This is a genomic window from Nonomuraea harbinensis (assembly GCF_019396385.1).
GTDB classification, from domain to species: domain Bacteria; phylum Actinomycetota; class Actinomycetes; order Streptosporangiales; family Streptosporangiaceae; genus Nonomuraea; species Nonomuraea ferruginea.
Genome location: NZ_JAHKRN010000034.1, coordinates 77680 through 99268 on the forward strand (window position 1 = coordinate 77680; position 21589 = coordinate 99268).

At 72.1% G+C, this 21589-nt stretch carries 20 protein-coding genes; 8 read left to right on the plus strand and 12 right to left on the minus strand.

All coding sequences use genetic code 11. The annotated features are described in order from the left end of the window. Positions 1–26 precede the first annotated feature (26 nt). Genes KME79_RS29805 through KME79_RS29820 form a run of 4 tightly spaced genes read left to right on the plus strand, consistent with a single transcriptional unit; the run spans position 27 to position 4240 of the window. A complete protein-coding gene (locus KME79_RS29805) occupies positions 27–908 on the plus strand; it encodes a carbohydrate ABC transporter permease (protein WP_219547751.1) in 882 nt (293 codons plus the stop codon). Next, positions 905–1732, plus strand: a complete 828-nt coding sequence (locus KME79_RS29810) for a carbohydrate ABC transporter permease (protein ID WP_219547753.1) — start codon at positions 905–907, stop codon at positions 1730–1732. Before KME79_RS29805 ends, KME79_RS29810 begins: the two co-directional genes overlap by 4 nt. 28 nt (positions 1733–1760) lie before the next feature. Beyond that, positions 1761–3254 (plus strand): arabinosylfuranosidase ArfA, encoded by a 1494-nt coding sequence (arfA, locus tag KME79_RS29815; RefSeq protein WP_148031339.1) that lies wholly within the window; start codon positions 1761–1763, stop codon positions 3252–3254. Then, on the plus strand, positions 3251–4240 hold the full coding sequence (locus tag KME79_RS29820) for a glycoside hydrolase family 43 protein (RefSeq protein WP_219547755.1): 990 nt from the start codon (positions 3251–3253) through the stop codon (positions 4238–4240). The genes arfA and KME79_RS29820 overlap by 4 nt, the downstream gene beginning before the upstream one ends. Positions 4241–4250: 10 nt before the next feature. On the opposite strand, the gene KME79_RS29825 is transcribed toward KME79_RS29820, so the two are convergent. Further along, positions 4251–4967 carry a lytic polysaccharide monooxygenase auxiliary activity family 9 protein gene (locus KME79_RS29825; protein ID WP_308249099.1) on the minus strand — a complete coding sequence of 239 codons (717 nt, stop codon included), beginning with the start codon at positions 4965–4967 and terminating at the stop codon, positions 4251–4253. A 154-nt stretch (positions 4968–5121) separates the two neighbouring features. Between KME79_RS29825 and KME79_RS29830 the strand changes: the two genes are divergently transcribed. Beyond that, positions 5122–6261 carry an acyltransferase family protein gene (locus KME79_RS29830; RefSeq protein ID WP_219547758.1) on the plus strand — a complete coding sequence of 380 codons (1140 nt, stop codon included), beginning with the start codon at positions 5122–5124 and terminating at the stop codon, positions 6259–6261. On the opposite strand, the gene KME79_RS29835 is transcribed toward KME79_RS29830, so the two are convergent. Further along, a complete protein-coding gene (locus KME79_RS29835; RefSeq protein WP_219547760.1) occupies positions 6167–8224 on the minus strand; it encodes an ATP-binding protein in 2058 nt (685 codons plus the stop codon). The genes KME79_RS29830 and KME79_RS29835 overlap by 95 nt on opposite strands. Before the next feature lie 261 nt (positions 8225–8485). On the opposite strand from KME79_RS29835, the gene KME79_RS29840 reads away from it, so the two are divergent. Then, entirely contained in the window at positions 8486–8689 is a 204-nt protein-coding gene (locus KME79_RS29840; RefSeq protein ID WP_148031343.1) for a cold-shock protein, read from the plus strand. Positions 8690–8808: 119 nt separating this feature from the next. On the opposite strand, the gene KME79_RS29845 is transcribed toward KME79_RS29840, so the two are convergent. Together KME79_RS29845 and rfaE2 are read right to left on the minus strand one after the other, a co-directional pair. Further along, on the minus strand, positions 8809–10518 hold the full coding sequence (locus tag KME79_RS29845; RefSeq protein ID WP_219547762.1) for a carbamoyltransferase C-terminal domain-containing protein: 1710 nt from the start codon (positions 10516–10518) through the stop codon (positions 8809–8811). An 81-nt stretch (positions 10519–10599) separates the two neighbouring features. Then, entirely contained in the window at positions 10600–12033 is a 1434-nt protein-coding gene (gene rfaE2, locus KME79_RS29850; RefSeq protein ID WP_219547764.1) for a D-glycero-beta-D-manno-heptose 1-phosphate adenylyltransferase, read from the minus strand. Between the two features lie 126 nt (positions 12034–12159). On the opposite strand from rfaE2, the gene KME79_RS29855 reads away from it, so the two are divergent. After that, positions 12160–12492, plus strand: a complete 333-nt coding sequence (locus KME79_RS29855) for a YnfA family protein (RefSeq protein WP_148031346.1) — start codon at positions 12160–12162, stop codon at positions 12490–12492. Here KME79_RS29855 and KME79_RS29860 read toward each other — a convergent pair. The 8 genes from KME79_RS29860 to KME79_RS29895 form a co-directional block, all read right to left on the minus strand. After that, on the minus strand, positions 12489–12824 hold the full coding sequence (locus KME79_RS29860) for an ArsR/SmtB family transcription factor (protein ID WP_148031347.1): 336 nt from the start codon (positions 12822–12824) through the stop codon (positions 12489–12491). The genes KME79_RS29855 and KME79_RS29860 overlap by 4 nt on opposite strands. 19 nt (positions 12825–12843) lie before the next feature. Next, entirely contained in the window at positions 12844–14418 is a 1575-nt protein-coding gene (locus KME79_RS29865; RefSeq protein WP_308249100.1) for a SpoIIE family protein phosphatase, read from the minus strand. After that, entirely contained in the window at positions 14411–16060 is a 1650-nt protein-coding gene (locus KME79_RS29870) for an ATP-binding protein (RefSeq protein ID WP_219547768.1), read from the minus strand. The genes KME79_RS29865 and KME79_RS29870 overlap by 8 nt, the downstream gene beginning before the upstream one ends. Next, positions 16047–17057 (minus strand): ATP-binding SpoIIE family protein phosphatase, encoded by a 1011-nt coding sequence (locus KME79_RS29875; RefSeq protein ID WP_219547769.1) that lies wholly within the window; start codon positions 17055–17057, stop codon positions 16047–16049. The genes KME79_RS29870 and KME79_RS29875 overlap by 14 nt, the downstream gene beginning before the upstream one ends. Beyond that, a complete protein-coding gene (locus KME79_RS29880; RefSeq protein ID WP_219547770.1) occupies positions 17054–17458 on the minus strand; it encodes an anti-sigma regulatory factor in 405 nt (134 codons plus the stop codon). The genes KME79_RS29875 and KME79_RS29880 overlap by 4 nt, the downstream gene beginning before the upstream one ends. Further along, on the minus strand, positions 17455–17826 hold the full coding sequence (locus KME79_RS29885) for an STAS domain-containing protein (RefSeq protein WP_219547771.1): 372 nt from the start codon (positions 17824–17826) through the stop codon (positions 17455–17457). Before KME79_RS29885 ends, KME79_RS29880 begins: the two co-directional genes overlap by 4 nt. Next, positions 17826–18662: an STAS domain-containing protein gene (locus KME79_RS29890; RefSeq protein WP_219547772.1), complete on the minus strand. Its 837-nt coding sequence runs from the start codon at positions 18660–18662 to the stop codon at positions 17826–17828. The genes KME79_RS29885 and KME79_RS29890 overlap by 1 nt, the downstream gene beginning before the upstream one ends. A gap of 187 nt (positions 18663–18849) precedes the next feature. Continuing rightward, entirely contained in the window at positions 18850–19863 is a 1014-nt protein-coding gene (locus KME79_RS29895; protein WP_148031354.1) for a LacI family DNA-binding transcriptional regulator, read from the minus strand. 310 nt (positions 19864–20173) lie between these two features. On the opposite strand from KME79_RS29895, the gene KME79_RS29900 reads away from it, so the two are divergent. Further along, the gene (locus tag KME79_RS29900; RefSeq protein ID WP_219547773.1) at positions 20174–21472 is read left to right on the plus strand and encodes an ABC transporter substrate-binding protein; all 1299 of its coding nucleotides are present in this window, start codon (positions 20174–20176) and stop codon (positions 21470–21472) included. Positions 21473–21589: the final 117 nt, after the last annotated feature.

Sequence of the window (21589 nt, forward strand, 5' to 3'; positions counted from 1 at the left end):
GGCGGCCCGCACCGGTCGGGGGAGGCATGACGGCGCCCCCCGTGCGCAGGCGCGGGCGGCTCACGCCGCTGTTCTTCCTGAGCCCGTACCTGCTGCTGTTCTGCCTGTTCGTGGCCGTGCCGGCGGTGTACGGCCTCTACATCAGCCTGCACGAGTGGGACTACCTGCTGCCCGGCAAGCCGTTCGTCGGGCTGGACAACTACGCGGCGTTGTTCGACCCGGACTCGCCGGTGCACGACAACTTCTGGACCTCGATGAAGGCCACCGGCGTCTTCACCCTCGGCAGCGTGCCGCCGCTGGTGGTGCTGCCGCTCGGGGTGGCGATGATCCTGAACCGGCGCTTCCCCGGCCGCACGTTCTTCCGCGCGGTGTTCTTCCTGCCGTTCGTGCTCGGCGTCGCGGTCATCGGCGTCATGTGGCGCATCCTGCTCGACCCGAACCTGGGGTTCGTCAACCACCTGTTCGGCCTGGACATCCCGTGGACGACCGACCTGCCGTGGGCGTGGGTGTCGCTGATCGGCATCACGGTGTGGTGGACGCTCGGCTTCAACGCCGTCATCTACCTGGCCGGGCTGCAGGACATCCCGCGCGAGCTGTACGACGCCGCGTCCGTGGACGGGGCGGGCGCCTGGCAGCGGTTCGTGCACGTCACCCTGCCAGGGCTGCGGCCGGTGGCGGTGTTCGTCACCACCGTGACGATCCTGGCCTCGGCCAACATGTTCGGCCAGGCGCTGCTGGTCACCCAGGGCGCGCCCGGGATCGAGACCCGCACCGCGATCATGTACATCGCCCAGGAGGGTCTCGTCGACTACCGGATGGGCAGCGCCGCCGCCATGAGCTACGTGCTCACCCTCGCCCTCATCGTGGTCAGCGTGATCAACTTCCGGATCTTCAGGAGCAGGTCATGAAGACGCTGAAGGCGTCCGCCTGGTACGTCATGCTCGTCGGCTTCGCCGCGATCGTGATCGTGCCGCTGCTGTGGATGCTGCTCACCTCGCTCAAGACCAACGTCGAGGCGACCCGGATCCCGCCCACGTTCGTGCCCGAGGAGTGGAGCACCGGCGCCTACCGGACGCTCGCCGAGGGCACCAGCGAGACGCCGGTGCTGCGCTGGTTCCTCAACAGCATGGTCGCCGCCACCGGGCAGACCGTGCTCGTGCTGGTGGTCGCCTCCACCGCCGCCTACGCCCTGGCCCGGCTGGAGTTCCGCGGCCGCGGCCTGCTGTTCGGGATCATCGTGGGCACGCTGCTGGTGCCGAGCTTCACGCTGCTCATCCCGAACTTCCTCGTCGTGGACCAGCTCGGCTGGCTCGACAGCCCGTGGGCGCTCATCGTGCCCGGCGCTGCCAGCGCCTTCGGGGTGTTCTTCCTGCGCCAGTTCTTCCTGTCGCTGCCGCCCGAGCTGGAGGAGGCCGCCACCCTGGAGGGCGCCAACCACCTGCAGATCTTCCTGCGCATCGTGCTGCCGCTGGCCCGGCCCGCGCTGGCCACGCTGGCGGTGCTCACCTTCCTGAGCAACTGGAACGAGTTCATCTGGCCCATCTACGTGCTGTTCAGCCCGGACCAGTTCACGCTGCCGCCGGGGCTGTCCATCCTGCAGGGCGCCTACACCATCGACTATCCGGTGATCATGGCGGGCGCGGTGCTCGCCAGCGTCCCCGTCCTCGTCCTGTTCGTCATCGCCCAGCGCTACGTCATCGAGGGCGTGTCCCGGTCGGGCCTCAAGGGCTGACCCGTCCGCATCACAAGGAGCTGTTTACGTGGAGACCGCACGGCTGACCCTGGACCGCGACTTCACCATCGCCCCGGTCGGCAGGCGCCTGTTCGGCTCGTTCGTCGAACACATGGGCCGCTGCGTCTACACCGGGATCTTCGAACCCGGCCATCCGACCGCCGACGAGCACGGCTTCCGCGCCGACGTGCTGGAGCTGACCCGCGAGCTGGGGGTGAGCGTCGTACGGTACCCCGGCGGCAACTTCGTCTCCGGCTACCGCTGGGAGGACGGCGTCGGCCCGGTCGCCGACCGGCCCACCCGGCTGGACCTGGCCTGGCGGCAGATCGAGACCAACCGGTTCGGCCTCGACGAGTTCATGACCTGGACGCGGGCCGCCGGGGTGGAGCCGATGATGGCGGTCAACCTCGGCACCCGCGGCATCCAGGAGGCGTGCGACCTGCTGGAGTACGCCAACCACCCCGGCGGCACCCGCCTGTCCGACCTGCGGGCCGAGCACGGCAGGCCCGACCCGTACGGGATCCGGCTGTGGTGCCTGGGCAACGAGATGGACGGGCCGTGGCAGGTCGGCCACAAGACCGCCGACGAGTACGGCCGGCTCGCCAACGAGACGGCGCGGGCCATGCGGCTCGTCGACCCGGACGTGCGGCTGGTGCTCTGCGGCAGCTCCAACAGCCGGATGCCGACGTTCGGCGGCTGGGAGGCGACCGTGCTGGAGCACGCCTACGACGCCGTCGACTACCTGTCGCTGCACGCGTACTACGAGGAGGACGGCGACCTGCCCGGCTTCCTGGCCAGCGCGGCCGACATGGACCGGTTCATCTCCTCGGTGGTCGCCACCGCCGACCACGTCGCCGCCAAGCAGCGCACCCGCAAGCGGATCGACCTGTCCTTCGACGAGTGGAACGTGTGGAACCAGGCCGACTACCACGGCCGCGAGCGGGAGCCGTTCGAGGAGGCGCCGCGCCTCATCGAGGACACCTACACCGCCGCCGACGCCGTCGTCGTCGGCGACCTCCTCATCACGCTGCTGCGGCACGCCGACCGGGTGGCGGTCGCCTGCCAGGCGCAGCTCGCCAACATCATCGCGCCCATCCGCACCGAACCCGGCGGCCCCGCCTGGCGGCAGAGCATCTTCCACCCGTTCGCGCTGACCGCCCGGCACGCGCGCGGCGAGGTGCTGCGCGTCGAGCCGGTGTCGCCGTCGCTCGACACCGGGCGGCACGGCGAGGTGCCGCAGCTGTCCGCGGTGGCCACGCTCGACGAGGACGGGGTGACGCTGTTCGCCGTCAACCGGTCGCCGGACCGGCCGCTGGAGATGACCGCCGACCTGCGGGACGTGCACGCGGACCGCGTCGTCGAGGCGTGCACCCTCGCCGAGGACGACCCGCACCGGGTGGGCGGCCCGGCCGAGGAGGTGCGGCCCCGGCCGCTCGACGGCGTGAAGGCCGACGGCGGGACGCTCACCGCGGTGCTTCCCCCGGCCTCCTGGACAATGGTCAGACTGGGGCGCCGGGCATGAACCCCCGCGTCCTGGCGGGCGCGCTCCTGTGCCTGCTGGCCGCCTGTTCGACGGCAACCCCCACGGGAGAGAGCATGACCTTCACCAACCCGGTCCACGACGCGAACTTCCCCGACCCGGGCGCCCTCCGGGTGGGCGCGACCTGGTACGCGTACGGGACCAACGGGGGCGGCGCGAACGTGCCTCTGCTCACCTCGCCCGACCTGGTGACCTGGACGCCCCGCGGCGACGTGCTGCCCGAGCTCGGCTCGTGGGCCGAGCCGGGCCACACCTGGGCGCCGGAGGCGATCCAGGTGACCGGCGACCGGTTCGCCCTCTACTACACGGCCCGCGCCGCCGGGACCGGCCGCCAGTGCGTCGGCGTCGCCACCGCCGCCCGCCCGGAGGGGCCGTTCAGGGACGACTCCGGCACCCCGCTCGTCTGCCAGGCCGGCGAGGGCGGCTCCATCGACGCCAGCCCGTTCCGCGACGCCGACGGTGCGCTCTACCTCTACTGGAAGAACGACGGCAACGCGATCGGGGAGACCACCTGGCTGTACGGGCAGCGCCTCACCCCCGACGGGCTCGGCCTCGAAGGGGAGCGGGTGCGGCTGCTGGCGAACACCGCAGCCTGGCACGGCAAGGTCGTCGAGGCGCCCCAGCTCGTCCGCCACGAGGGCCGCTACTACCTGTTCTACTCGGCCAACGCCTTCGACGCCGCCGCGTACGCGGTCGGGTACGCCACCTGCGACACCCCGCTCGGCCCCTGCCACGACGCCCCCGAGAACCCGATCCTGTCCAGCGGCGAGGGGGCGGAAGGGCCCGGCCACAGCTACCTGGTGACCACGCCGGGCGGGCAGACCTGGCTGCTCTACCACGCCTGGCCGCCGGACGCGATCGGCAGCGTGGAGCCGGGGCGGCGGCTCTGGCTGGACCGGGTCGACTGGGAAGACGGCAAGCCGATCGTGCGCGGCCCCACCGCGACCCCCCAGCCCCACCCCGCGTAGGAGGGCCGGCCTAGCGTCTCCTGTCCTGGCGGCGGGCAAGCAGGGCCAGCCCGCCCGCCAGCGCGAGCAGGCCGCCGCCCGCCAGCCAGGGCAGGCCGGCGGCCCCGTCCGGCGGCTTCGCGGCGATCGTGAACACCACGTCCGAGCACGAGTAGTACGTGTCCGGAGTGTCGGTGTTGCGCCACACCGTGTAGATCAGGTGACGCCCCGTCTTGCCCGCGGGCAGGCGGCCCTCCATGACGTATGAGCCGTCCCGCATCGGCGGGTCGGTCGCCTCCACGAACGGGCGCGGCTCCAGGTCGTCCCAGCCGAGCGGCCGGGCGGGGTCGTAACCGTCAGCCGTCACGTACAGGTGGAAACTGCCCCGGTGCGGGATCGTGCCCCGGTACCTGAAGGTGAAGTCGCCGCCCCGCACGAGCGTGGTGGCGGGCCAGTCGGCGCGCGGCAGGTCCAGGCCCCGGTAGGCGTCGAGCCCGCCGCTGCACAGCCTGCCGTCGGGGATCACCTCGCGATCCCGCCCGCCGACGTCCGCCACCCGCAGGTCGTCCCACGCGTCCGGCAGGCCGCCGCCGCTCGCCGCCGCCGCGGCGGCGCACGCCGGCTCCCGCGGCGTCCCCTCCGCCCCGCAGGCCGCCGCCCGGCTGACGGGCTCCTCCAGCGCCCCGTGGGAGCCGGTCGCCCACAACCCCAGCACCGCGACGGCCACCCCGGCGATCCGCTGACGCACCTCGGCCGACCTCCTCCTCCGGCGACACCCTGCGCTCAGAGGTACGCCGCCGGGCCCCGGGCAGTTCAGGCCCATGGCGTAAAGGGGACATTGAGCAGTTAATGAGCATAGAACGACCTGTTGAGTGAACAATGCCCCGGCGCATGCTCGCCGGGTGAACAGGGGGCGGGACAAGGCGTACGAGAGCCGGCACCGCAAGGCGGACCGGCTGTACGAACTCGACGGGTTACGGCTGGCGGCGGCGCTGTGCGTGGTGCTCTTCCACTACACGTTCTCCGGGCCGGTGGGCGGCACGACGACGATCACGTATCCGGAGATCTCCGGTCTGACCCAGTACGGCTACCTGGGCGTGGACCTGTTCTTCCTCATCAGCGGCTTCGTGGTGCTGATGAGCGCCTGGGGCAAGAGCCCGCGCGCGTTCGCCGCCTCCCGGCTGGCCCGGCTCTACCCGGCCTACTGGCTGGGCGTGGCCGTGACCGCGCTGGTGACGGTGACGCTCGGCCAGGGCATGTTCGAGGTCTCGCCGGTCCAGGTGCTGGCCAACCTGACCATGTTCCAGTCGGTGGCCGACGTGCCGAACGTGGACGTCGTCTACTGGACGCTCTGGGCCGAGATGCGGTTCTACTTCCTCATCCTGGCGTTCGCCTGGGTGGGGATGACCAGGGGCCGGGTCATGGCCATGCTGTGGGGGTGGCTGGCCATGACCGCCCTGGTCCAGGCCGGGGTGCTGCCGGGAGTCGCCGACCTGGTCGTGCAGTCGGAGTTCGCGCACTACTTCATCGCCGGCATGGCGCTGTTCATGGTGTACCGGTTCGGGGTCACCTGGCAGACGCTGCTCCTCGTGCCGCTCTGCCTGGCCAACGCGGTGTACCGCGGCATCGGGTACGCCGACGCCGTCGGGCGGCGGTACGGGGCCGAGTACGACCCGTGGGTGATCGCGATCGTGATCGCGGCGGCCTTCCTGGTCATGACGCTGGTCGCGGTGCGCGCGCTGCGGCCGCTCGCCCGGCCCTGGCTGGTGACGGCGGGAGCGCTCACCTACCCGCTCTACCTGCTGCACGGTCACATCGGCTTCGTCGTCATCGAGCGGACCGGCGGCGTCGTGGACCGGTGGGTGCTGCTGGGGGCGCTGGTCGCGGTCATGTGCCTGGCCGCCCACGCCGTGCACCGCTGGGTGGAGCGGCCCGCCGCCCCGCTGGTCAGGCGTCTGGCCGGGCCCCGAACACCTCCTGGTGCCACAGGATCTCCGCCACCCGTTCCAGCCCGGCCGCCAGATGCCGCCGGTAGGTACTGAACGGCAGCCCCAGCCTCTCGGCCGCGGCCTCCTGGGTGGGGACGCGGCCGAAGTACGTGGTGGCCAGCGCCCGGTGGAAGCGGTCCGCGCGCGGGTCCTGCCGCACCTGCTCGACCGCCTGCTCCAGCAGGTCGCGCACGGCCCGCGCGGGGTCGCGCTCGGGGTGCACGGCGACCAGCCGGCACCGGGCCAGCGCGTTGCCCGCCAGCGCGTCCGGCCGCGACACGTTCCGCAGCGCGTCGCGTACCGCCGCGTCGAAGTCCGTACGCGCCAGCACCGCGAGCTCCTTGCCCTGCGGGGACGCGGGCCTGCGCAGGCCCAGCCCGCGCGTGCTCATCCGCTCCAGCCAGGCCTCCGGCGTGATGGTGCGCCAGTCGTGCGCGAACAGGCCGAACGTCTCGCGTCCCAGCGGGATGCGGGCGCCCAGGTCGTGCATGTCGTAGTGGCCCAGGTAGCGCCGCCACGAGTCAGGGTCCCGCATGACCAGGAACGTCCAGGCCAGCCGGTCGGAGCGCAGGCACTCGCCCACCGCGCGCCACTGCACCAGGTCCATGACCGGCGACCTGCCGTGGAAGGGGGGCAGCACCCAGGCTCGGGCCAGCGCGATGTGCTCGCCGGGCCGCGGCGGCGCGGTCTCCTCCACGTGCCGCCACGCCGCCGCGATGAGCGGGCAGTCGGCGTCCGGCTCGGCCGGGCCGCTCACCCGCACCCACGACATGAGCGCGACCGGCTCGCCGGTCTCGGTGCGCCGGTGCACCCAGAACCCCTCCGGCTGCCGGTCGATCCAGTAGGCGGCGTCCGAGGCCGACGCCTCGCCCTCGGCCTCGGCGGCCATCCGCAGGACCTCGTCGCGGTCCTCGGGGTTGAAGGCCTCCTCGTGCACCTCGCCGTCGCCCCGCCAGTTCTGGAACTTCGAGGTCACCCCGTCGTGGCGGTGCAGGAAGAACAGCGAGCCCATGGCCGTCAGCGTGTCCTGCCCTGCGGCGGCCCGCACCTGCGCGGCCAGGTGGGCGTGGATGCGGTGGTGCATGTCCGCGTACCCCTCGGGGTCGCGCCAGCGCAGGTCCGCCTCCAGCGCGTCGCGCACCACGTCGTGCGGGAACAGGCCGTGCCGGCCCGACTCGATGAACGGCAGCCGCCGCAGCCAGTCGAACAGCGGCTTCGGATGGTCGGGCAGCACCGCGCGCAGCAGCTCCTCGGTGGTGGCGTGGGCGTGGGCGCACACCTCCAGGGCATGGCGGTGGGCCGCCGAGGGCACCTCGCCGACGAGCTGGTCCAGCAGCGTCTCGGCGAGCTCCTCCGGGATGTCCTTGTCCAGGGTCCAGCGGGCCGAGGCCCGCTCGTCCTTGGCGGCGACGGCCGCGCCCAGGCACAGCGCCAGCGGGTGGCCTCCCGCGAAGGCCAGCAGGGGCTCGCGCAGGTCCGCCGCCACCCCGCGGGCGTCGATCAGCGCCATCGCCTCCTGCGGCGCGAGCGTGCGCAGCCGGATCACCCGCAGCACCTCGGCCCAGCCGGGGTCGGCCTGCCAGCGGAGGTCGGGCGGGTTGCGCCCGGCGACCACGACGAGGGCTCCCGCCGGCACCCGCGGCAGGAACCTCTCGCGCAGCCAGCCCTCCAGGCCCTGGCACCGCTCGAACGTGTCGACCAGGAGCACCCCGCGCTCCACGGTCAGCACCTGCCCGGCCTCGGCCTCGAAGCCGCCGGGCGACGGGTCGACGGTGTGCCCGTCCACCGTCACCACCGGACGGCCCGCCGCGGCGGCCTCGGCGGCGAACCGGCGCAGCAGCGCCGACTTGCCGATGCCGCCCGAGCCGTGCACGAACAGGACCATGAACGAGCGGTCCGTGCCGAGCGCGGATCGGAAGAGGGCCTGCTCCTCCTCCCGCCCTACGAACGCGCGGTCACGGGCGGCCTCCAGGCGCTGCCCCAGTGACGAGAATCCCGGCTCAGGACCCGATAACATGCGGGCCACGATAGCTGTGTGATCTTGACAAGGTCCGGCTAATACAGATCGTCAAACGTGAAAAATTCAACAGAATTTGCTCGCGAGTCATGTTGGCCGAGCACGCGCGGGGCCGTGCTAGTCTTAGAGACGTTGCAGTTCTGGTACCCATGACTTCGTGTGCGCCTAACGGTATGTAACCGTCGGGCGCATTTTGTTTTACCGGTCATTTCCGGATGGGTCCGGACACTCCGGCTCTGTACTCATCAAAGGAGAAATGACATGGCCACAGGCACCGTGAAGTGGTTCAACGCCGAAAAGGGCTTCGGCTTCATCGAGCAGGACGGCGGCGGCGCCGACGTCTTCGCCCACTACTCCAACATCGCCGCTCAGGGCTACCGCGAGCTGCGTGAGGGCCAGAAGGTGAGCTTCGACATCACCCAGGGCCAGAAGGGCCCGCAGGCGGAGAACATCGTCCCCGCCTGACGCTCCACGGCCGAGGGCCCGCATCCCGTTCCGGGGTGCGGGCCCTCGCTCGTTCCCGGCAGTTCCTCGGCCGCGCCCGCGCGCCGCCAGGCCATGGCGCTGCGGGTGCCCGCGACGTGCTAGACGGGACGCGCCGGAGGCTGCCAGTCGTCGCCGGGGACGGGCGGCTCGTCGCGCTTGCGGATGAGGTAGGGCGGCAGGGCCAGCGCGTGCAGGCCGGTCTTGCGCAGGGTGCCGACCGAGTGCTCCGGCGTCTCGGTGAGCGGGTCGCCCGGCCCGTTCAGCGAGGTGTTGACGAGCACCGGGCAGCCGGTCCTCTCGTGCCAGCGGGTCAGCAGCTCGTGCAGGAACGGCGTGCGGCCCGGCTCCACCGTCTGCGGCCGGGCGGTGCCGTCCACGTGCGTGACGCAGGGCAGCTCCTCGCGGTGCTCGGGCCGCACGTCGGCCGCGTACTGCATGAACGGCGCCGGCCGGTCCACGTCGAAGATCCGCCCCGCGTGCTCGGCCAGCACCAGCGGGGCCAGCGGCCGGAACCACTCGCGGCCCTTGACCTCGACGTTGACGTAGTCGCGCAGCTCGGGCACCCGCGGGTCGCCGAGGATGCTCCGGTTGCCCAGCGCGCGCGGCCCCGACTCGGAGCGCCCCCGGTGCAGGCCCACCGTCCGGCCGCCCGCCAGCAGCTCGACGATCGCGCCCGCCAGGTCGGCGGGCCGCTCGGCCGTCAGATCCTCCGGCAGCGCCCGCACCGCCGCGTCGATCTCGGCCGGGTCGGGTTCGGGCCCGAGGAAGTCGTCGGCCCACCGGAAGCCGCTCTCGGCGCCCAGGCACTCGATCATCCCGTACAGGGCGCAGCCCACGGCGGTGCCGCCGTCGTGCGGGCTCGGCGGGATGAACACCTCGCGGAACGGCGACCCGCGGATCAGCCGGCCGTTGGCCGTGCAGTTCAGCGCCGTGCCGCCCGCGAACACCAGGTCCGCCAGGCCCGTCCGCTCGTGCAGCCAGGCCGCGAGCCGGTCCAGCGCCCGCTCGAACGCGCGCTGACCGGCGGCGGCCAGGTTGGCCGACCGCTTGAACGTGCTCGCGCCGTTGGTCACGTAGCGGAACGCCGCGCCCTGGTCGAACGTGTCCAGCCACGCCCGCGGGATGAACACCTCGTGCCCGCGCACGTCCAGCTCCGGCAGCCCGAGCGCGTCCGGGTCGCCGAACGGGGCCAGGTCCATCACCTTGCCCTCGTCGCCCCCGCCGCTCGGCCAGAGCATCCGCGTCAGCAGCGCGTAGAAGCAGCCCAGCCCCGCGGGCCTGGCCCAGTCGCCGTCCCACAGCTGCTTGGCCAGGCATTCGACCCGGCCGCGCGAGCAGCGGTAGAAGGACGACACCTCCAGCAGGTCGCCCGGCGTGCCGCGGGGCAGCTCCACCCGCTCGGTGAAGTCCCGCACCCGGCTGCCCTGCGTGTCCACGACCAGCCCTGCGGCCTCCTCGAACGGCGACGGCGGGAAGGCGCTGTAGAGGTGGCTCAGATGGTGCGAGACGAGCACGACCGGCGTGTCCCCGGTCAGGCCGAGGGTCTCGCGCAACTCCGCACGGTAGGCGGCCAGGTTGCCGATCTCTGTGTCGGACGAGTAGCCCTCCACCACGAGGTCCACCGGCCCGGCGAGCTGGGGCAGCCGGGGCAGGTAGTGGTCCGGCAGGTCGCCGAGCCGGCCCCGGTGGTGCTCGCGGCGGGTCATCCGCTCCTTCTGGAGGCTGTGGACCGAGGTCCGGCCGCGGGCGACCGCGATCGACCCGTCCCGGGTACGGTTGACGCCGATCACGACAGGACTTCCGGTCATCTTCGAACCCCCCGAACGAGCGACGAACCAGGAGTCCCGTACCCCGATATCACGATATGTCACAGTATGGTGACACGGTGCTCATGAAGGCCCGGCCGGATCCTCTTCCGGCAGCGACCGCACCCGCTCGATGATCGCCGTCGTGGACCGGTCCGAGACGTAGTCCAGCACCCGCACCTCGCCGCCCATGGCCCGCACCAGCGGAGCCTCCTCCAGCATCTCCGGCGTGTAGTCGCCGCCCTTCACGTACAGGTCGGGGCGGACCATCCGCAGCAGCCGCTCGGGCGTGTCCTCCTCGAACGAGATCACGTAATCGACGTAACCGAGCGCCGCCAGCACCGACATGCGGTCCTCGCACGAGTTGACGGGCCGCCCCGGCCCCTTCAGCCGCGCCGTGCTCGCGTCGCTGTTGACCGCCACCACCAGCACGTCGCCGAGCCGGGCGGCCCGTTCGAGGTACGTCACGTGCCCCCGGTGCAGCACGTCGAAGCAGCCGTTGGTGAACACGATCCGCTGCCCGCGCCGCCGGTGCTCGTCCAGCCGGGCCGCCAGCCGCTCCGGCGTCTGCGCCCGCCCGTCCTCCCGGTGCAACGCCCGCAGCAGCTCCTGCCTGGTGCAGGTGGCGGTGCCCGGCCTGCGCACCACCACCCCGGCGGCGGCCTGCGCGGCCTGCGCCGCCTGCTCCGGGGTCGCCCCGCCGGCCAGCCACAGCGCGAACGCCGCCGTGTAGGTGTCGCCCGCCCCGGTCGTCATGTGGTCCGGCGCCGGCTCGGCGTAGGTCCGGTACGGCGGCCGTCCCTCCTGGTGCAGCAGGGTGCCCTCGCCGTCCAGCGTGGTCACCACCATCCGCGCGCCCGACTCCGCCAGCAGCCGGCCGGAACGCTCGGTGAGGAAGCGCACCCGGTCGTCGTGGCCGCCGTCCTCGCCCAGCAGTTGCAGGACCTCGCCGTAGTTCGGCAGCACCACCGCGGGCGCGCAGGTCCGCCACGGCGTGATGGCGTGCGCGTCCACCACCAGCAGGGGCAGCCCGGCCAGCGCCCGCCGCACCGCGTCCGTGCACCCGCCCGCCCCGTAGTCGCAGGCGATCACCACGTCTGCGCCGGGCAGCGACTCCCGCAGCTCCTCGATCACGCGGGCCGCGGCCGCGGCCGGGATCGGGTCGCGGTCCTCCTCGTCGTAGCGGGCGATGAGCTGCTCGCCGACCATGAGCCGCTGCTTGTGCGGGGTGCGCCTGCCGGGCACGGTCACCATGCGGGCGTCCACGCCCAGCAGGCTGAGCGCCGTGGCCAGCTGCTCGGCGCAGGCGTCGTCGCCGACCGGCCCGATCAGCCGCACGCGCGCGCCCAGCGCGGCCAGGTTGGCCGCCGTGTTGCCCGCCCCGCCCGGCGCGTCCTCGGTGGCCTCGACACTCACCACGGGGACCGGCGCCTCCTGGGCGATGCGCTTGACCGGCCCGCGCAGCCACGAGTCGAGCATCACATCACCGACGACCACGGCCTGGATGTCCCTATCCATAGAAGGGCGACTACCAGGAGGAACGGTTCTCAAACGGTCGCGCTGATCTCACGACCCGGCAGGTCCCCGGATGGCGGCGGCGCACCCCGTGATCCGCTCGGCTGTCCCGCTCTATACAGTCGCCCCATGACGACCGTCCGCTCCCTGATCCTGTTCGCGCTGGCCGCCGTCGCGGAGATCGGCGGGGCCTGGCTGGTGTGGCAGGGGGTGCGGGAGCAGCGCGGGCTCCTCTGGATCGCCGCCGGCGTGCTCGCGCTCGGCGCCTACGGTTTCGTCGCCGCCTTCCAGCCGGACCCGCACTTCGGGCGCATCCTCGCCGCGTACGGCGGCGTGTTCGTGGCCGGGTCGCTGCTGTGGGGGGTGCTGGTCGACGGCTTCCGGCCGGACCGCTGGGACCTCGCGGGCGCGGCGATCTGCCTGGTCGGCGTGGCGGTCATCATGTACGCGCCGCGCGCCTAGTCGCAGAGCCGGGCGTCCGGCAGAGGCCGGCCCATCACCACGTCGGCGGCCGTCGGGAAGGCGCCGACGCACTGCTCGTTGATGCGGTAGAGGCTGGACGTGCCCTGACGCTCCACCAGCACGAAGCCGACGTCGGCGAGGATCTTCAGATGGTGGGACACGGTCGACTGGCCCACCCCGGACGCCGCCACGACCTCCCCGACGCTCATCGGCCCCCGGCGCCGGGCGAGCAGCGACACGATCTGGATGCGGGTGGCGTCGGCCAGAGCCCGGAACCAGCTCGCGTACTCTTCCGCCGCTGCGCGGTCCAGCGGCTGCGTCGACTCGTTCATCGGCCACCCACGATAGCCGTCAGGCGTCCCGCCGCAGCACCACGAGCGCCACGTCGTCCTCGCGCGACCCGAAGGCGGCCAGCATCCGGTCGCAGAAATGCTCCAGGTCGTCCTCGACCGTCTCCGCCAGCTCCCTGGCCCGCTCCAGGCTGACGTCCAGCAGCACGTCGCGGTCTTCGAGCAGCCCGTCGGTGAACAGGACGATCGTGCCGCCCGGCGGGAGCATCAAGTGGTCCACCTTGTACTCCTCCTCCGCCACCCCGAGCAGCAGATTGCCCATCCCGTGGTAACGCGCCCCGTCGCCGACCAGCAGGGGAGGGATGTGACCGGCGTTGGCGAGCTGGACCTCGCCGGTGCCGGGGTGCAGCAGCAGCATGCAGACCGTGGCCGTCATGCCCGGGTGGTAACGGCGCAGGACCTTGTTCAGCAGGCTCATCGAGGCCGCCAGGTCCACCTGGTCCATCACCGCGGCGCGCAGCGCGTGCCGCAGCTCGGCCATGACGGTGGCGGCGTGCAGGGAGTGGCCCATCACGTCGCCGATCGCCACCAGCACCCGGTCGTCGGCCTCCAGCACCTCGTAGAAGTCGCCGCCGACCTCCACGCTGTCGACCGCGGGCCGGTAACGCAGCCCCACCGACAGCCCCGGCACCTCGGGCACCCGCGTCGGCAGCAGGCTGCGCTGCAGGGTGAGCGAGATCGTGTGTTCCTGGGTGTAGGCCCGCAGCGCCTCCACGGCGAGCGCCAGCTCCTGGGCGAGCTGCCGCAGCAGGTTGATCTCGTTGCCGTCGAGTATGGGATCGGCCTCCACGCCCAGGAACACCGGCGGCCTGCCCTTCTTGGTGCGGCACAGCACACCCACGACGGGCCGCGTGACCTCCGAGGCCGGCATCAGCGTGGCCCAGTCGGCGGGGGAGATGGTGACCAGCTCGGCGCCGGCGCTCGGGCCCAGGACCATCTCGCACAACCGGTCGAGCAGGTCGGGCGCGACGTTCCTGGTGACGGCGCGCTCGCCCGGCTGGCCGAGGTAGCGGCGCAGCCGCCCGTCGGCCGGCACCGCCAGTGCCCTCGCCTGGCGGCCCAGGATCGAGGCGGTGCCCTGGACGGCCACCTCCTGCAGGCGTTCGAACGAGTCGGACCGGTTGATCCGCAGCGTCACCTCGGCCAGCTCGGCCAGCCGGTCGGCCATCACCTCCGCCCGCCGCCGCGCGCGCGAGTAGCGCAGCGTCGCCTCCACGGTCGCGATGAACTCGCTCGGCTCGATCGGCTCCGCCAGGTAGGCGTCGGCTCCCCGCTCCAGACCCTCGGTACGGTCCTGCACGGTGACGGCGTTGCCCGACACCTGGATGACCGGGATGGACGCCGTCGCCGGATCGGCCTTGATCCGCTCGCACACCTCGAAGCCGCTCATGTCGGGCAGCCAGACGTCCAGGACCACCAGGTCGGGATGGTGCGCGTACAGCACCGCCATCGCTTCCTCGCCGCCGCCCGCCTCGATCACGCTGTGACCGGCGCGGCGCAGCCAGCTGGACAGGATGTAGCGCTTGGCCGGCGTGTCGTCGACCACCAGCACGCTGGCCGGGCCGGAGTCAGGCACCGCGCCCCCTGGCCGCCTCGCGCACCGCCTCCAGCAGGTCATGACGGCGCATCCCCTGCTTCGACAGCACGGGATGGCCCTCCGCCGCCTTGCCGGGCGCCACTGTCACCACGACCACCGAGACCTCCCCCAGGTTCTCGTCCTCCGACATCCGCTGCAGGAGCGCGTTGCCGTCAAGCCTGGGCATCAGCATGTCCAGCACGAGGACGTCCGGGGGCCGCGCCGTCATCAGCTCCAGCGCCTCGATGCCGTCGGCGGCCTCCTCGATCTCGCTCGCGACCCCGTACAGCATCCTACGGGCCAGCTCGCGGAAGCCCTGGTCGTCGTCGGCGATGAGCAGCCGCCCGATCTCGGGAGGCCGGTGGCGGCGGGGGAGCCGCAGGGTGGCGGTCGTGCCGGAGCCGGGCGCGCTGGTCAGCTCCAGCTGACCGTCGAGCGCCTCGGCCAGCCTGCGCGCGTACGGCAGGCCGAGGCCGGTGCCCTTGGTCTTGACCTGCAGCGCGTTGGGCACCTGGAAGAACTCCTCGAACACGCGGCTCAGGTGTTCCTCGGAGATGCCGATGCCGGTGTCGGACACCGTGATCATCACCTGGCCGGCCTCCTCGTCGAGGCGGGCGCTCAGCCGCACCTCGCCCTCCTGGGTGTACTTCAGCGCGTTCGCCACCAGGTTGCGCAGCACCCGGGTGAGCATGCCCTCGTCGGTGTAGATCTCGCCCACCTCCGGCGCCACCTCGGTGTGCAGGGCGACGTCGCTGGTGGGCTGCATGGTGGCTCTGAGCTGGTGCACGAGCCTGACGAGGTTCACGGAACCGAGCTGGGGATGGAGCGGGCCCGACTCGGCCTTGGCCATGTCGAGCAGCTCGCCGACGAGCGCCAGCAGCGTCTCCGCCGAGCTGCCGATGAACCCGATCTGCTGCTCCTGCTCCCCGGAGAGCGGCTCGCCGCCCGGGCCGGTCAGCAGCCGTACCAGGCCGATGATGGAGTTGAGCGGGGTGCGCAGCTCGTGGCTGACCGTGGCCCAGAACCGGTTCCTGGTCTCGGCCACCTCACGCAGCTGGCTGGACTTCTCGTCCAGCTCGGCGTAGAGGGCGACCACGCCCCTGTTGGTCTCCTCCAGCTCCGTGGACAGCTCGTTGTACAGGGCCAGCACGCCCGCGTTGGTCTCCTGCAGCTCGGCGTTGAGCCGCAGCACATCCTCCAGGGTCGCGGCCAGCTCCCTGTTCTGCTGGCGCAGCTCCTCCATCGCGGTGGTGGGGGCCACGCGGGCCAGTTGCTCGCGGATCCGGGCGGCCGGCATCGAGGGCCTGCGCCCCGGCAGCCGCTTGACGATGGTGACCCGCTCGCCGCCCGTGGTGACGCTGTCCACCAGGCGGCGGGCCAGCGCCACGCCGTCCGACCCGGCCGGGTCGGCGGCCGCGGCGTGCTCGATCGTGATGAGCAGTTCGTCGGCGTCCAGAGCGAGACGCACGAGGGCGCCCGAACCGATGACCTCCCGGCCGACCTCGCTGAGCGCGGTGGCGATCCGGATCTGGTCCTGCGCGTCCATCCCGGCCAGCTCGGCGGCGGCGCGGCAGAGCCGGCGCAGCACGAACACGTCCCGGTCCTCGGCCAGGCGCATCCTGGCCAGCTCAAGCGCGGTCACGTCGCGGCCTCACGATCACTACGCAGGCGTCGTCCCGCCGGCTGCCCGCGTCGCGGAGCAGCCCGGCGGCGATCACGGCGGGGGAGCGGGAGAACAGGCCCGGCATGGTGGTGGGCGACCACCGGTCCGTGAGCCCGTCGGAGTGCAGCACGACCGTCGCGTGCTCGTCCAGTTCGTACTCGTACTGCCTGAGGCGCCGCCGCTGGTGGCCGGTGATGCCGGGCACCGACACCATGCCCTGGCGGTCGTCGGCGTGCGTGATCCAGCCGGAGATGTTGCCCAGCCCGGCGTAGCTCACCCGCGCGGGGGTGACCCGCGCGACCGCGGCCGCGCCGCCGCGGGTGTGCGCCAGCCCGTCGTGCAGGCGGCGCAGGATGGCCAGCGGCTCGTCGTCCGGCCCTTCCAGGAAGAGCTCGACCGCCTCCCTGGAGGCGTGCGCGGCGGCCGGTCCGTGGCCCAGCCCGTCGAACAGCAGGACGGTGATGTCCTGCTCGCCGGTGGACACGGCGAAGGCGTCACCCGAGACGACCTCCTCGCCGATGGGGCGGACGAGGCCGCTGGCCGGCGGCGGCTCGGTCGTTCCCTTCGCGGCGAACTGGACGGCGAGCAGCGTTCCCCGGCCCGGCAGGGAGTGCACGTCGTACGAGGAGGCCATGCGGGTGATGGCGCCCAGTCCGATGCCGAGCGTGCCGGAGGTCGAGTAGCCGTCGCGCAGCGCCCGCGCCACGTCCGGCATGCCCGGCCCCCGGTCCAGCGTGATCAGTTCGACCACCTGCGGCGCGACGGGGCAGGGGCGGACCAGGGCCACACCCTGCACGGCATGCTTGACCAGGTTGGAGACGGCCTCGGTGACCGCCACCGCCACCTGGCCGACACGCTCGTCGCCGAACCCGGCCGTCTTGGCGAGGTCGATGGCCAGCCTGCGCACCGCCCCCACCGCGCTGGGCTCCTCGGCGCGGATCCAGGCGTCGTCGCGGACCTGGTCGGCTTCGATCATCCTCGGGCCCACTTCGTCACGACGATCGTGGTGCCCTCACCGGGGGCGGAGGTCAGGTCGAACTGGTCGACCAGCCGCCGCGAGCCGCCGAGGCCGAGGCCCAGCCCGGGGCCGGTGGTGTAGCCGTCGACCAGCGCCTGTTCCACGTCGGCGATGCCGGGCCCCTCGTCGCTGAAGGCCAGACGCAGCCCGCGACGCCGGCCGTCGTCGACGACCTCGACGGTGACGCGGCCCCCGCCGGCGTGCACCAGCACGTTGCGTGCCAGCTCGCTCGCCGCCGTCACCACCTTCGTCTGGTCTATCAAGGACATGCCGGCCTCGATCGCGACGGCGCGCACCTGCTGGCGGACCGCCACCACGTCGGCGTTGCTGGCGATGGGCATCCGGCCGCCGTCCGTCATCGCGTCGTGTCCCTGCCGTGGAGGTGGCCGAGCGCCGCGACGCCCTTCTCCAGGTCGAGCGCGGTGCGCACACCGCCGAGTGACAGACCGAGCTCCACCAGGGTGATGGCCACGGCCGGGCGCATGCCGACGACCACGGTGTCGGCGTCGAGCAGCCGGCACATGGCCGCGATGGTGGCGAGCATCCTGCCGATGAACGAGTCGATGATCTCGACCGCGGTGATGTCGATGACGACGCCCCGGGCGCCGGTCGCGACGACCCGTTCCGCCAGGTCCTCCTGCAGGCCCAGCACGCTCTGGTCGTCGAGGTCGATCTGGATGGAGATGATCAGGATGTCGCCGAGTTTGAGGATGGGGACACGTTCCATCACGCGTCCTCCGCGCGGATCGCGATCTGCGTCCGCCGGCCCTCGCCGAACTCGATGCCGCTGCGCCGCAGCGTGTACGCGAGCGCGTCGGCCAGCGTGGCCTTGGTCACGATGTCGCCGAACTCGATGCCGAGCGTGACGATCGTGTACGCGATCTGCGGGCTGATGCCGGAGATCACGCACTCGGCGCCCATGAGCCGCGCGGCCACCACGGTCTTGAGCAGGTGCTGGGCCACCTGCGTGTCGACGGCGGGCACGCCGGTGATGTCGATGACGGCGTGCTCGGACCCGGTGTCGACCAGGGTCTGCAGCAGCTTCTCCATCACGACCTGGGTCCTGGCCGAGTCGAGGGTGCCGACCAGGGGCACGGCCACGATGCCGTCCCAGAGCTTGACCACCGGGGTGGACAGCTCCAGGAGCTGCTCGGCCTGGTCCAGGATGACCTTCTCCCTGGCGGTCGCGTACGTCTCGATGGTGTACAGGCCCAGGTCGTCGATCAGCCGCGAGAACCAGATGAACCCGCGCAGCGCCTCGGGCCCCCCGTCGGCCTCGACGACCTCGTACACCGCCTCCTTGAGGCCGAACACCGCGCGTGCGGTGTCGGAGGGGGTGTGGCCCCGGCGGACGCGGTCGCGCGAGAGCTCCGCGAGCAGGCCGCGAATGTCGGCGAGGTCACTGCCTTCCTCCGCCAAGGCGGTGCGCAGGGCCTGGTAGAGCTCCTTCAGCTCGTCTACCGGGGCCTTGGCGAGGGCGCTCCAGCGGCGCAGGATCTGCTCGTCCGAAGTGCCCAGCAGCTCCTCTATGCGTCGCCTGGCGACGTCGGCATGGACGTTCAAATGGACTCCTGATGATACGTATGACGCACTGCCGGGCAAAGATTAACGCCCGATTGGTCCGGCAGGTGAAAGATGTGTGATTTGTCCCGAACCGTGTGCTCTCACGACGATATCCGATGCTGAGCACCACACCGCGTACCGAGATATTCCCGTGGCGCGAAAGCGGGAAGCCGCTGTCCGGGCCTGGTCAGGACACCGCCGCCGTGGTACGCCGGGGCACCAGCGTGGGCGTGATCGAGATGCGCGCCGACGCCGTCCGGCCGCCGATGCGCTCCAGCAGCAGCCGGCCCGCCGTGCGGCCCATGGTGACGCCCGACTGGTCGACGCTGGTGAGCGAGATGTGCGCCAGCGCGGCCAGCCAGCTGTTGTCGTATCCGGCGACCGAGACGTCGTCCGGCACGGCGAGCCCGGCCTCGCGCAGTGCGGCGAGGGCGCCGATGGCGGCCAGGTCGGCGCCCGCGAAGATCGCCGTCGGCGGCTCCGGCCGGCTCAGCAGCTCGCCGACGCCCTTGTGGCCGCCTTCCTCGGTGTACGTGGTCCACGCGATGTCGGCGTGCTCGCCCAGACCCAGCCGGACCATGGCCCGCTCGTACGCCCGCGCGCGGATGGCCTGCAGCAGGGTGGCGGGCTCGCCCCGGCTGGAGTCGCGGTGGGCGATGTGCGCGATGCGGCGGTGGCCCAGGCCGGCCAGGTGCTCGACCACGAGCTCGGCGCCCACCTCGTCGTCGTCGAAGACGGCGTCGTAGCGGGGGGAGCGGTCGTGGCGGCCGAGCACCACGACCGGCACCGTGGCGGCGATCGCCTCCAGATCGGACTGCGGGCTGAGGGGGGCGACCAGCACGATCCCGCCCACCGACTGGTCGATGAGCGCGTGGATGGCCCGCGACTCGCTCGCCGGGCCGCGGCCCCCCTGGCTGATCACGACCTCGTACCCGGTGCCGGCGATCTCCTCGACGACGCCGTCGACCAGGTCGGGGAAGAACGGGTTGCGCAGGTCGGGCAGGAGCACGCCGAGAGTGGAGGTGTGGCCGCGCAGCGCGCGGGCCGCCACGTGCGGCCGGTAGCCCAGCTCGTCGATGGCCGCCAGCACCCGGGCGCGCATGGAGGGGCTGACCCCGTAGGCGTCGCGGAGCACCTTGGACACCGCCGACCTGGACACCTGGGCGTGCAGCGCCACGTCCGCGATGGTCACCCTGGTCATCCGGCCTCCCCGTAGAACGAACCACACCAGACGTGCCGTCGAGCCTCTTGACACCCCTCCGGAGCGGAGGATAGCAATGGAGAACGTTCTACATCCCGTCTCGGACCACCCGGATTTGCTCGGCGTCGCCCGCTTTCACGGCATAACCGGAAAGCGGCCTTTCCGCATGCCATGAATTTCCGGAAATATTCCCGATGAGCATCGTTATCCGGACAAGGTCTTGACGCTGCCGAATCGCAAAGTTTAAGTTAGCGGCGATTGGGGGGCTTGAAACGATTTAATGGTCCATGCGAAATTCCTGGAGGGCGTCATGAAGGCCGCTTGCCTCAGAGTCGCAGCCGCCGCCACCGCCGTGGTCACGTCACTGACCTCATGCGGGTCGTCCGAGCCGACCTCGGCCGACGGGACCGTCACGCTCAAGCTGCTCATCGACAACGCCGAGGCCACCGTGGCCGCCGCAGAATCCGTGGTGCGGGCGTTCGAGGCCGCCGAGCCCACTGTCGAAATCGACACCGAGACCCGTCCCGGCGGCGCCGAAGGCGACAACATCGTCAAAACCCGGCTCTCCACCGGCGAAATGGCCGACGTTTTCTGGTACAACTCGGGCTCGCTCATCCAGGCGCTCAACCCGAGCCAGACGCTCGTCGACCTCACCGGCGACCCCGTCCTCGCGAACGTGCAGGAGTCCTATCTGCCGGTGGTGTCCCACCAGGACAAGGTGTACGGGGTTCCGGCCGGCACCGCGGCCGGCGGCGGCATCCTCTACAACCGCAAGGTCTACGCAGACCTCGGCCTGGAGACGCCCAGGTCCTGGGCCGAGTTCATGGCCAACAACGACAAGGTCAAGGCCGCCGGCCTGGCGCCGGTCATCTCCACCTTCAAGGAGACCTGGACCTCGCAGCTGTTCGTGCTCGGCGACTTCTACAACGTCCAGGCCGCCGTGCCCGCCTTCGCCGCCGGCTACACCGCCAACAAGGCCAAGTACGCCACCACCCCGGCCGCGCTGTCGGGGTTCCGGAAGCTCGCCGAGGTGCACGCCGCCGGCCTGCTGAACGACGGGTTCGGCTCGGCCACCCTGGACAACGGGCTGAAGCTGCTGGCCGAGGGCAAGGGCGCGCACTACCCCATGCTCACCGGCGTGATGCCGGCCCTCATCGAGCAGTACCCGTCCGTCAAGACCGACATCGGCTTCTTCGGCATCCCCGGCGACGACCCGGGCACCCACGGCGCCACCGTCTGGGAGCCCGCCGGCGCCTACATCCCCGCCTCCAGCGAGCACGTCGACGCGGCCAAGAAGTTCCTCGCCTTCATCGCCTCACCGGCCGGCGCCCAGGCGTTCTCCGAGGGCGTCGCCCCGACGGGACCGTACCGGATCAAGGGCGCCGAGCTGCCCGAGGACGTCATCCAGGTGGCCAGGGACCTCAGCGCCTACATCGAGAGCGGCGCATCCGCGCCCGCGCTGGAGTTCGTCTCGCCGGTGAAGGGCCCGTCGCTGGAGCAGATCACCGTCGCCGTCGGCTCCGGGCTCACCACGCCGGCGGAAGGCGCGGCCCAGTACGACAAGGACGTGGAGAAGCAGGCCAGGCAACTGGGGCTGGCCGGATGGTGACCTCGGCCCAGCCTCGCCGGGCGGCCGCTCCGGAGAGCGGCCGCCGCCCGGCCCGGCCCAGGGCCCGCGCGGTCTACCCGTACGCGTTCTACCTGCCGGCAGGGATCGTCTACACCG